This window comes from Roseivirga sp., assembly GCF_049099775.1.
Classification (GTDB): Bacteria; Bacteroidota; Bacteroidia; order Cytophagales; family Cyclobacteriaceae; genus Roseivirga.
Map to the genome: position 1 here is coordinate 247,756 of NZ_JAGDZM010000004.1, position 11,971 is coordinate 259,726.

Sequence of the window (11,971 nt, forward strand, 5' to 3'; positions counted from 1 at the left end):
CGTTAACCATCTGCTCTAAGGGACTTGATTGGGTTTGAACGCGCAGCTCTTATTGCATGGTAACTTATAACGATAAGTGTAATTGCAATTGCTAAAATGGCACTTATGCTAAATTCTTCTACGCTAATTTGAACTTTATAAGCAAAATCATTTAACCAATCAGACATCAATAAAATGGTTAATGGGACAGACAATAATATGGCAATCACTAGCTGTAAAGAGAAGCCTTGTAGCAGCAACATAAAGATTTTACCTGGAGTGGCTCCTAGTACTTTCCTAATTCCAATTTCCTTTACGCGTGTATTAACTACTAGAATAGTAAGCCCTAAGAGGCCAAATGCGGCTATTAGAATGCTTAAGACAGTAGCAATGCTGACTATTTTATTGACTCTTGCTTCATTTTGATACATAAGTCTTAAGTTTTCATCCACGAACTCAAATTGAAGTTCTTGATCTTGAAAAATCTTACTCCAAACATTTTCTAAAATATGCTGTACTTCAACTAAGCTAGAACCATTGTATTTAAACACGAGTTGAGGCATAGGGTTGTCATTCATAGAAATATCGCTTATACCACTAAAAATTATACTAGGATCTTGTACTATAACCAATGGTCTTACTTCTGAATGAAGTGACTCAAAATTGAAATTGTCAGTAACACCTATAATTGTATGTGCACCAAAATCTGCACCAGGCAGTTTTTTGCCAATAGGGTCATCTAAACCAAGATAATCTACGGCTGCTTGGTTCATGATTAGCCCTTCCCTTTTATCAATCTCAAGCGATGGATCAAAGTCTCTACCTTCTTTAATTTTAATATTGAAGCTTGATAAGTAAAACGGATCTGTAATTAACATTGAGAATTGCTTGAATTGGCCTTGATTATCATCGAAACCAACTCTCGTCCATCCTGAATTTCCGAATATATGATTGCCAGCACCTAAATCACTGATCAATGGATTTTGCTGTAATTCGGCTTTCAATAATTCTGCATTCTCAAAGCCTGATCTAATTCTTTCGATCGTACTGTTATCTCCAGTCTTTCCATAAAGGTCTACTGCCACTACAGCTTCTCTATCATGCCCTAGGTCTGCTTGTTGTAAAAAACTCATCTGCTTACGCATGATAAGTGTTCCGGAAATGAGAAAGACAGTGAGTAATAACTGAAAGACAACGAGCGATTTTCTTAGCCAATTCCCGCCACTAGTACCATGCGAATTACCTCTTAAAACTGAGATTAGTTTAAGTTTTGAAAGAACAAATGCAGGATAAACACCAGTAAAGAGCCCTACTGCCAATGCTATTCCCACGTAAAGAAGAATACTTTCAAAATCTAAGGGCATGGTTAAATCAGTAGAAGCCAACTGGTTAAATATTGGAAGGAAAAAGTAAGACAATAGTACACCGACTGTCATAGCAAAGCAGGAGATTAGAATGCTTTCCGTAAGAAAGTGCCATACTAAACCACTCCGATTGGCTCCAACCACTTTACGAACACCTACTTCTTTAGCCCTTTTTATAGATTGTCCCGTTGAAAGTGTAGTGTAATTGATGCATGCCATTATCAAAACGAGCAAACCAATTGTACCCAATACGTAAACATATTTTGGGTTACCAACGGGTAATATTCCAGCTGGAAAATTTATGTCCAGATGAATAGAAGCCAATGATTGGAGACCTAATTGAAATTGTCCCTCTTCAATTTGATCGCCTAATACTGAATTGATCATTGCCGGAAGTTTAGATTCAGTTAGTTCCGCATTGGAATTGTCTTTCAGCAAAACATAGGTTTCTGCAGCTATATTAAACCATGAGGTTTGTGCTCTGGTTGAATAGTATAGGTCTTTATTCGCATTAGAAACCATCATATCGAATTGGAAACCAGAGTTTTTGGGTGAATTTTTCATCACTGCCGAAACAGTATAGACACGCTCCGTATCATCTAGCACTATTGGCAACTCTTTGCCAACCGCTTCATTCTCACCGAAATATTTTTTTGCATAATTTTCTGAAAGCACAACGGAATTATCGGTTGACAAGGGGGCTGTGGTGTTTCCAGAGATCAGTTCGAAAGTAAATACGTCGAAGAAGTTTGGACTTGCAATGGCAATTCGTTCGTTTAATTTTTCAGTACCCTCACCTACCGGATACGTTCGAAAGTCGTATTGAACAGTGGCTTCAACATCAGGTATATTTTCTTCTAGCGCTGAGGCAAGTGGTTGTGCTGACTCTGTATAAAAGAAGACCTGACCATCACCATAATCTTCCTTCGCCCAAACTCGATGAATTCGATCGCCATTTTCGTGAAATGAATCAAAACTTAATTCTTGTTTCAAGTAAAGCGAAATCATTAAAAAGCATGCTAAACCAATGGCAATGCTTGAAATATTTAAGACTGTATTTGTTTTTTGGTGCCAGAGCACTCTGGCTGCTATTTTGAAGTTGTTTCTTGTCATGTCGATAAAGTTTGAATTGACTCTTTTTGATTCTTTGATATTTGACCATTTAAAAAAACGGAACACGTCCCATACAAACAGAAGCTTGGCTTTCAGCTTACTTTCGTTTGCACTGCGAGCTTTAAAAAGCTCGTGAACGTCTCCTTGTATTTCCTCTAAAAATTCTGATTTACAGTAGAACTCGAGAAATTTATCCGCCCATTTGGGTGGCGATATTTGACTTTCCTTTGACATATGGATAATCCCTAAGACTATTCGTATCTAATGGTATCAACTGGATTTGTAGCCGCGGCTTTTATGGCCTGATAACTAACTACAACAAGTGTCAACATTATTGTTCCGATTGCAGCAATCACAAAGTGAAAAGCGTTAACATTAATTTGATACGCGAAATTGCTCAACCAGCTATTCATCACGTAAACCGTTAAAGGAACAGAAATTATAAAAGCCACAATGATGGGACTCATAAAAAGCTTATAAAGCAGCTTAAAAACTTCAATTGAACTAGCTCCCAATACTTTGCGGATACCTATCTCTTTGTACTTGTTCTTTATGGTTAAGGCCGCAAGCCCAAGTAAACCGAGACATGCAATGGTAATGGCTAGACCGGCAATTAGGTTTAGCATAGCGTTGGTATTTCGTTCCTTCTCATATAACGCTTGTAGCTTGGCATCTACAAATTTCAAATCGAAAGGCTCTGCAAATCTCTCTTCCCAAGCGGTTTCAATCTGACTTCTTACCACTGAAAAATTCTCTAAGTTCGCTTTAAGTAATACTGTTGCCCGTACACCCCTGCTCATTGATATACCTTCAACACCCTCGAAAACTGGCGCCGCATTCATTGAAAGCATTAAAGGTCGAATTCTCTTGTGCAAAGACTCAAAATTGAAATCTTTCATTACCCCGATAATCTGATGCTCACCAAAAGGCCTTTTACTAATAATTTTTCCACCCACTGTTGTTTCGAGCCCTACCATCTTAGCGAAGGATTCATTAATCAAAAACCCTGTCCTTTGCTCATATTCAGTAGCATTTTCGAAGCCTTTGCCCTCAATAATTTCGATGTCGAAGACCTTTATAAAATCTTCTTGGACTGAATTGTAACTAAATTCCTTCCAATTGTCTTCTAAATCGGCATAAGAAAGGGTCATCCAATCGTTTTCACCAAAATAATTATTGGCATACGTTGCTCCACTAATGGCAGGAATTTGATTTAGCCGTGTTATCAGTTGATCTGCGATCAAACCACTAGCATTCATTATACCAGCCATTCCGTTTTCAAATTTTTCTGGCCTTGGTAGTATCATGTAAACCATTCCCTCAGCTTCATAGCCTAAGTCCTTCTCAGTCAAATAGCTAAGCTGATTCTTCATAATGATAGTGCTGGAAACGAAGAAAATTGCTGCAAAAAACTGAACTACGATAAGACTATATGCCAATCCATTTTTACCCTTACCACTCATTTTGGCGCTCTTAAGCGTAGCTACAGGATTGAATGATGACAGTACAAAAGCTGGGTAAATACCTGACAATAAGCCAATAACCAATAATGCTATACCCAAGGCTGATACTAAAGACCATGAAAAATCAAGCGTTAAGTTTTTATCTGCAAATTGATTGAATGATGGTATTAGTAATGAACAAACGCCAATACTTAAAACCATCGCCATAAATGTGAGCAAGAAGGATTCGCCTAAAAATTGTGAAACTAACTGGTGCTTATAGGCTCCCATTACCTTTCTTACACCAACTTCTTTAGCACGTTTTAGGGATTGACCAACGGCCAAATTGATAAAATTAATCCCAGCTAATAACAAGATGACAAAACCGACAATACTCAATATTCGCACTGTCTTTAAGTCTCCGTAAAGAGTTTCTCCTTCAATTTTTTCATTAAAGTGAACGTCTGAAAGTGGCTGCAATTTTACAATAAAAGCACCTTCTTCATACTCATCACCCAATCCTCTTTTTACCATTTCTGGAAACTTACTTTCGAGCGCTTCGACAGAAATATTTGGGTTCAGTTCGACAAAAAATTGTGAAGAAGAGTTGTACCAAGCCGTTCGAGTTTGAAGGTTCATGAAACGCTCATTATTTGCATCTGAAATGAGTGAACCATAAGTAATGGACGAATTAGCAGGTGGGTCCTGTACTACTCCTGTGACTAAATATCCATACTCCTTTTCGTCGACAATTATGTTTACCGTTTTTCCTAGAACATCCAGTTTACCGAACTGCTTTAAAGCTTGTTTTTCAGTAAGAACAATGTTTTCCAACTTGTCGAGCGCTGTATTTCGATCGCCTACCAAAAATTTAAAATCGAAAGTCTTAAGAAACCCTTCTCCGACCATTTCAAAGTATAACTCAATCTTTTCTTGAGAGTCAGATATATAAGTAGCGAGGCCTCCTCTCATTTGAATAGTCTCTTCTATTTCAGGGAAATCTTGCTTAATAGTTTGCCCGAGTATTACCGGAATAGTAGCCTCAAAGTATTCTTCATCATCATATGTTTCATGCACCCATACGCGATAAATATTGTCGTAATTGGAATGAAACTTATCGAATGAGTACTCTTCTTGCGCATAGAGGAATGTCAGAATAAAACAGGCAATGCCTAGCGATATACCTGTTAAATTGATAGCCGTATAAAACCTGTTTCGAATTAGGTTTCTGTAGGCAATTTTAAAGTTGTTTTTGACCATTGTGAATTGATTAAATTTTGACCTGTTATTTAGTTTCATGTTCGACCACCGACAAAACCTTAAAACATTCCAGATAAACTGAATTTTGGCTTTTCCAATTTCATTAGACGCCACCAATCGTTCAAAGATTTCATAAGCATCGCCTTGTATCTCTTCAAGAAACTCTTCTTTACAGTAGAATTTCAAGAACCACTCGGCCCAACTAGGTGGTGATATGTTTTTAGTTTTACTCAATGAGTTCCAAAAGAAATATCTGGAATACGATTGTAAAGTTTCATGCGAAGTGATTGAGCATCGTCGAGGGCTTTCTTGCCAAAAGCTGTCAGCTCAAAATAGCGCTTACGCCTTCCTCCTCTTTCATTGGTAGCACCCCCCATTTCGCTTTTTACAAAGCCTTTTTCATCTAACCTTCGCATTGCAGAGTGTACAGCACTGATATTAACCGAGCGACCAGTCTCGGTTTGGATTTCATCCATTACCGCCACACCATATGCCTCTGGATACAGGGCGCCTACCGTTAAGAGCACTAGCTCTTCAAACTCACCTAAATACGTTCCTTTCATATTCATGTAATCATTAGTTACACAAATATAAAAGAAATATATCTTTCATAATTGTACAAGTAATAAAAAAAGGATTTGTAGTGAACCTACAAATCCCTGTATTGAATTGAATTATTAACTATTGTTTAACTAATGATACTGTGAGTGATTCTAGATTTAACTTGTTTCTGAAGGCTGGGCGTCGCTTCCAGTTTAATACAAGCAGTTCATAATTTTCATAGGATAGGCCTGAATATGAAAACATATTAGAAATATCAAGTGCGTTATCCACTCGCCAATGGGCAACGTCTTGATTGAATGAAGATGCTCCCATAAACATTCCCGTGAGTATATTGACGTTCGAAACATTCCAATTAGAAATATCTTGATTAAAGTTATACGCGCCTTCGAACATGGCTCCCATTGAGTTGACTCTTTCTACATTCCAGTCATTGATAGGTTGATTAAATGAAGTAGCTCTCCAGAACATATAGGCCATATTTCGAACATTAGAAACTTGCCATTTCGCCAATGATTGATTGAAAGCTGTTGCATTCCAAAAAAGCCCCGACATATCGGTGACATTGGACACATTCCAGCTGTTAATTTTCTGATTAAAGGATATGGCGTCTTTAAACATATAACTTAGATCTTCCACTGTTTCTAAGGACCAATGGTCGATTGATTCATTGAATAAAATGGCCGATTCGAACATACTAGATAGGTCTTTGGTGTTTTTTAATTTGGGCGCATCTTTTGCCCAAACATGAAGAAAATTACAGCCTTTAAAAGCTCTAGTCATCGATTTCCAATTGATATCTCCCCATTGATCAACAGAGAGAATTTTTTGGCTATCGCCTGCGCTATTAAAATAGATGGAAGGAAATTCGCCAGTTATCGATACTTGATAGGTCCCTGGTTTATCATAAGTATGGAAAGCATCTCCTGTGACAGCTTTTTCTTTAGTTCCATCACCCCAATCCACTTCGTAGTAATATCCAAAGCCAATAGTGGGAATCACAATCTGATTGTCTCGAGATATACCTGGATTATCAGTTTTCCAAGTGGTAATAAATGGTTTTTGGGCAGCTAGCGTAACGTTAATGGCTAATGCCATTATCAGAATAGATAATTGCTTCATCATGGTAAATTTTGGTGTCAGGAATAACCATTAACATGTGTCGCATTGGCCTCAAATAACTCTGAAGCCATTAGAAATTAAGTAAATCGCATAGAAACTAACAAGTGTTTGGTTTCAATAGCAATTATTAGAATATAAATAGGCTCAAAGTGTAAGTGAAAATTGATACCCTGAGCCTATTTCGAAGATTTATTCACTTCTAAGTGAATCAACTGGATTGGAATGTGCTGCTTTCAAAGAGCGATAACTCACCGTAACGAGTGCTATAAGTGTAGCCATTAAGCCGGCTATAAGGAATACCTCTACCCCTATATTCGTTCTATATTCAAACTGACTCAACCAGTTTCTTAAAATGTAAAACGCAATTGGGCTGGCGATCAAAAATGCCACTACCACCTGTTTGGTAAATGATGAAGAAAGCAAGTAAAATAAATTCCATTGGCTGGCTCCAAGAACTTTTCGAATGCCCATTTCCTTGACTCGTTTCTGCACAGTAAAGGAAGCCAAACCAAAAAGCCCTAGGCAAGCTATCAAAATTGAAAGTCCCGCTCCTGCCTTGAAAATATCATTAGCCTGCTGCTCCTTTTCATAAAATACCGCAAGCTGATTATCTAAAAAATGATATTCCATTGCTGTTCTTTGATCAAATTGCTCATGCACCTTTTTAGCATTTGCCACGATTTCAGAAGGGTTACCACTAAACTTCAAGGTGAAATAATCAATCGAAGCGGATGGGTTATTCCATGAACCTATAATGATAGGCTCGATTTTAGCGTGAAGTGATTTAAAATTGAAGTCCTCAATTACCCCAATTACTTGTACCGAAAGTCGTCTTCCGCGGGTCAAAAGCTGAATGCTTCTGCCAACCGGATTTTCTAAACCTAAGGCTGCTATTGCGGTTTGGTTTACCAAAACCTTGAGGGAATCAGACTGTGAGTTCCCTGAAAAGTACTCTCCCTCAGCGATTCGAAAATCAAAGGTTTCAATCATACCTTCATCAAACCCCATAAAATAACTATTGATAGAATCACGCAGGTTACCTTCTTGATCGGTGATATAAACACCCACCTCATTGATTCCTTTCCACTCTCCTGGCACTCTAGACGATACTCCTACGCTTTCTACTCCTGTGATCTTTGCATACTCAGTTCGAATGGCCTTAAAGTCTCTCCTTACACCTCCGTTATTAATATCAATTACAATTAGGTTAGACTGATCAAAACCAAGGTCTTTATTGCCAATAAATGACATTTGATTTTGAACGACGAGGGTTGTGATTATCAGAACTATCGACATCACAAACTGAAATACTACAAGGGCTTTTCTGATGGAAAATGATCCAGTAGATAATTTCTCTCCTTTTAAAACATCGGCAGGTTTAAAGCGAGTGATAAAAAAGGATGGGTATACTCCGGATAGTACCCCTACAGAAATGGTAATAATCATGAACATTGGTAGATAGTCCATCAATGAACTTAGGCTAAAATCGTAAGCCTTACCCGTTAGCTCATTAAAGAGTGGCATCGTAATATCCGTGAGACCGATAGAAATTATTAGAGCAAGGAATGTGATCATAACCGACTCGACCAGAAACTGACTTACCAGCTGCCCCTTTACCGCACCAACGACTTTGCGAATTCCTACTTCCTTAGCTCTAAATACAGCCTTAGATGTTGCTAGGTTCATGTAATTAACTGAAGCTATGAGTAGTAAAAAAAGAGCAATTGAGCTGAAAACAATAATGTAGCTTCTATCACCTAATTCTGTTTCAAATCCATTTGCGATGCCTTGAGATCCAAAATGGATATCACTCATCTTCTGAAGGTCAAAGTCAATAACCTCGGCAATATTTGGAGCAATATTACTCTCGAAAACCTCATTGATCTTATTTGTAACCTGTGCTGGGTCTGACTTTGGTGCTAAGACATAATAAACAGATGCTTGAAAATGCATCCAGTTTTTTTGCATTTGCAGTAATCGCTGATCGCTACTCATTGGAGTAGCGAGAATATCAAGTCTTAAGTGCGAATTACCTGGCATGTTTTTGATCACCCCAGTTATTATATAGTTACCTCCGAATGAATGTTTTAAGGTAGTTCCCACCACATCAGTTTTACCAAAGAACTTCATGGCTTGTTGCTCAGATAACACAATTGAATTAGGTTCACTGAGTGCCGTAGCCTTATTACCAAAGAGAAATTCAAAATCAAAAACCTCGAAAAAGTGTTCATCGACAATGGCATAGCTACGTTCAGAATAACGTTCACCACCAATGACAAAGTCAATATGTCCACCAGTCACTTGCAGAGCGGTCGCATTTTCCACTTCTGGCAATTCCTCTACAACCGTTCTGGCTAATATCGGCTGGCTAGCTGCATAAACCCTATCTTCTTCTAAATCATGTTCCGTGAGAATAGCCCTAAAGATGTCTTCAGATCTAGAATGAAATTGATCATATGTGGCCTCATCTTTGACATAGGTAAGCAATAGTGTCGCACCAGTAATACCAATGGCCAACCCAATGATGTTGATGATGGCATAACCGCTATTTCTTCGTAGCGACCTAAAAGCAATCTTGATATAGTTTTTTAACATGACTTTGTTGTTTTCCTTTTGAGTTTATTCTGACCTTAATGTTTTGATAGGATTGATAAGTCCAGCCTTGATCGCTTGAAAGCTAACGGTGGCCAAAACAATGAATAGCACTAAACAGCTTGCCATTAAGAAACTACTCATGCCAATGGAAGTTCTATAGGCAAAATCTCCCAACCAATCGTCTATAAAGTAATAGACTATGGGAATTGCGGTGAGACTTGCAATAACCACTATTGGAATGAAACGCTGGTTTACAATCCAAACTAGGTGATAAATTTTTGCTCCTAAGACTTTACGAATTCCAATTTCTTTGAGCTTCCTTTCTACGGTAAATACCGTCATGCCGTACAGTCCTAAACAGGCAATTAAAATGCAGAGGAAAGCAAAAGTTTTAATGGCTGATTGTAGTCTCTCTTCATCTCCGTAATAGGCTTTTAGATTATCTTCCAAGAACCAATACCCCATTGGAAAGTCTGTTTCTATTGACTTATAAACCTCTTGTGCGTGGGTTAGGGCTAAATTTTTATTGGCCGGATCTACTTTTAAAGTGAAAAACCAGTTTGAGCCCTTACTTACTTGAAAAATAGCCGGAGAAACTTCAGATCGTAGCGACCTAAAATTAAAATCTTTTACTACACCAATGACAGGGCTGAAATCATTCTCAGGGGAGAAAAGCTTTACATTTTTCCCTACTAGATCTATTCCACCATTTGCTTTCACAAAAGCTTCATTTACAAGGATAGCCGTACTATCTGTACTCAGGTTCTTATCAAATCCTCTGCCCTTGATAATTTCTATTCCTTGAATATCGATAAAGTCCATACCTACAGTGAAATACGTAGCAACTGGTGCTTCGCTCGGGTCTGTGCCTTGAGCGATTACCAGGCCTGAATTGTTGGTATACTCAAACCCGAGTACATCCATACCAGCCGTAACACCTTTGATATATGGACTCTTCAAGAGCTCAGATTCGAAAGTTTGAATTCTGGAATTTAGCTTGGGTGAATTATTAGGAATGATCAATATATCTTCCTTACTGAAACCCAGTTCTTTGTTATTTATAAACCGACTTTGCTTCATAATTAGCAATACTGAGCTGATTAACACCATTGTGATGAAAAGCTGTAGGCCTATAAGTAAAGTCCTTAAATGATTACCTTTCAGTAAACCATTCCCAGAAGAGTTTTTAAGGACTTCAGAAGGTTTAAACCTGCTTAGAATGAGTGAAGGATAGCTTCCAGAAACTATATTGACTAACACTAGAATCCCAACTAGACCGCCTAAATAAAACTTATTATCAAGCAAAGAATAGCGCAATTCGGTCTGCATTAAATTTTCAAAGAATGGCAAGGAAATATCAGTCGCAAGAATGGAAAGCAACACAGCAACTAAGGATATTAAGAATGCCTCGCCCATAAATTGGGTGATCAGGTTACCTCTAACAGCACCAAACACTTTTCTTACCCCTATTTCTTTTCTGCGTGTAATAGCTTTTGCTGTTGCTGCGTTGATGTAGTTCATACATGCTATCAGTAGCATAAAAAGACCTATGGCTGCAAGCAAATATAAATTCTGCTTATCACCAGTGCGAAAGCCATTGAAAATCACATCGCCAGAATCAAAGTAAATATCTTTTAATGCTTGAAATTCATAAGACTCACGTTCTAAACTGGCTACTACTTCCGGTCGATCTTTATAAAAATCAGTGAAGTAATCTTTAGCCTTTTGAGCAATTTTTTTAGGATCTGCTCCGTCTGAAAACTTAAAAAAGCCATAAATGGAATTCGCAAAACCTTCCCTCAAAATGATGTAATCATTCACTTCATCCCTCAGGTCGAAATTGAAAAGGAATTCAAATTTCATATGAGAATTCTTAGGGTCTTCCACAATTCCGGATACTATCCAGGTGAAATTCATATTTCCAGAAACCTTTAGCGTCTTTCCCATTGGGTCTTCATTGCCAAAGATCTTCTTTGCTGTAGATTCTGTAAGAATTACATTATTTGGCTCCTTTAGAACGGTCTCTTTATTCCCTCTGATGAGATCGAAACTGAAATAATCGAAGAAGTCGGGTTCGGCACCAAGAAGTGCGCGTGTTTTAAAACTAAAATCATTGTATTTAATCTGCTGTGGTCCCGCACCCCAGTCTCTCAATAAAATGACATCTTCAACGCCAGCAACATTTTCTGCAATTTGATCTAATGACTTGGCAGAAACAATTCCGAATTTTCTGAATTCACCATCTCCAGTTTGCTCGTTAAGCAAGAATCGATAAGATTCTTCCTCATGAAATTTATCAAAACTGATTTCATTTTCTACATATAAAAAAATTAGCGAAAAGCAGGTTATCCCAATTGTCAGGCCTAAGATGTTAATCGTTGAGTAGACCTTATTCCTTAATATGTTCCGATAAGATGTCTTTAGATAATTCTTCCACATAAATTCAAAATTCTTTGTATTCTCTTTTGCCAATCTAATACCAAAATCTTATATCACTGATTATCAAATACTTAAATTGTTTATGGCAAGCGTGTC

General features: G+C 37.8%; 6 protein-coding genes and 1 pseudogene. All 7 read right to left on the bottom strand.

The window, feature by feature from the left end; all coding sequences use genetic code 11:
• Nucleotides 1-2 precede the first annotated feature (2 nt).
• Nucleotides 3-2,456: an ABC transporter permease gene (locus JXQ92_RS05620; RefSeq protein ID WP_421986412.1), complete on the bottom strand. Its 2,454-nt coding sequence runs from the start codon at nucleotides 2,454-2,456 to the stop codon at nucleotides 3-5.
• Between the two features lie 45 nt (nucleotides 2,457-2,501).
• Nucleotides 2,502-2,690: pseudogene (locus JXQ92_RS05625) on the bottom strand (permease prefix domain 2-containing transporter); the annotation flags it as partial.
• Between the two features lie 17 nt (nucleotides 2,691-2,707).
• The gene (locus JXQ92_RS05630; RefSeq protein ID WP_421985616.1) at nucleotides 2,708-5,392 is read right to left on the bottom strand and encodes an ABC transporter permease; all 2,685 of its coding nucleotides are present in this window, start codon (nucleotides 5,390-5,392) and stop codon (nucleotides 2,708-2,710) included.
• Nucleotides 5,389-5,721 (bottom strand): PadR family transcriptional regulator, encoded by a 333-nt coding sequence (locus tag JXQ92_RS05635; protein WP_421986413.1) that lies wholly within the window; start codon nucleotides 5,719-5,721, stop codon nucleotides 5,389-5,391. The genes JXQ92_RS05630 and JXQ92_RS05635 overlap by 4 nt, the downstream gene beginning before the upstream one ends.
• A 118-nt stretch (nucleotides 5,722-5,839) precedes the next feature.
• Complete coding sequence (locus tag JXQ92_RS05640) at nucleotides 5,840-6,844, bottom strand: BspA family leucine-rich repeat surface protein (protein ID WP_421985617.1); 1,005 nt, start codon at nucleotides 6,842-6,844, stop codon at nucleotides 5,840-5,842.
• 186 nt (nucleotides 6,845-7,030) lie between these two features.
• Nucleotides 7,031-9,436: an ABC transporter permease gene (locus JXQ92_RS05645; protein ID WP_421985618.1), complete on the bottom strand. Its 2,406-nt coding sequence runs from the start codon at nucleotides 9,434-9,436 to the stop codon at nucleotides 7,031-7,033.
• 24 nt (nucleotides 9,437-9,460) lie between these two features.
• Nucleotides 9,461-11,875, bottom strand: coding sequence for an ABC transporter permease (locus tag JXQ92_RS05650; RefSeq protein ID WP_421985619.1), 2,415 nt, complete (start codon nucleotides 11,873-11,875; stop codon nucleotides 9,461-9,463).
• Between the last annotated feature and the right edge of the window lie 96 nt (nucleotides 11,876-11,971).